We start from the raw sequence: 695 nt of genomic DNA, 5'->3' as shown, positions 1-695 counted from the left end.
CTTTTTACAAAAATATTTTTATAGTGTTAACGAGTCTGTTCTTAATTTTGCGCGTGATCTTTTTGGGGATTTGGATTCATCGAATAGGTATGTGTCTGAATTGATCTACTTTTTTGCTATTATGTTAACATCAGTCTTGTTTAAAAGTAGTGTTGATGGAGATGGTGGTAGCTTTTATCATGGTGCAAATTTTTCTTCAGTTCTGAAGATGGAAAGATTTTACATATCGCTTCGAAATAAGCGAGCAGTTGGCACTGCTTTTCGTGATTTTGCTGTGGGGCAGAGTGTTGATATGCTCGAAGGTAGAGGTTGTGTAGAGATATATAGAAATGAATTTCTGCGGCGGATAGCGATGTTGCGCTGGGCAGGTAAATCGCGTCGTGGCGGTGTGAAGGATAAGGCCTTTGCAGTTGTTGTTCTGGGAAGATATAGTGGGAAAAAGTTGGAAAAAATATTTAAATGGCTGCGTATTATTGTTGAGAAGCACGATGATGAATGTGTAGATGTGTATAGAGAGTTAAGGCTTCAGCACTCGAAGGCACCGAAGCAGAAAATTTTAAATATGTTGAAGAATAAAATTACAGATTACGCTATGACTCATAATTTGCCAATGCCTCCTACGAATGTGAAGAATTTACAAGGTCAGAAGTCAAAAAGCAGTGATGCGTAGCTGTGTGAACAAGAAGTGTACAGAG

The 695-nt window shown here is 38.4% G+C and carries 1 protein-coding gene; it reads left to right on the top strand.

Annotated elements, in window-relative coordinates:
• A partial coding sequence (locus tag FVW27_RS18210) for a hypothetical protein (RefSeq protein WP_167127921.1) occupies window positions 1–670 on the top strand: 670 nt, incomplete at its 5' end.
• Window positions 671–695 lie beyond the last annotated feature (25 nt).

The organism is Nitratidesulfovibrio liaohensis (assembly GCF_011682075.1).
Classification (GTDB): Bacteria; Desulfobacterota; Desulfovibrionia; order Desulfovibrionales; family Desulfovibrionaceae; genus Cupidesulfovibrio; species Cupidesulfovibrio liaohensis.
The sequence above is the reverse complement of the archived record's forward strand: the minus strand, read 5'-3'. Positions and strand labels throughout refer to the sequence as shown.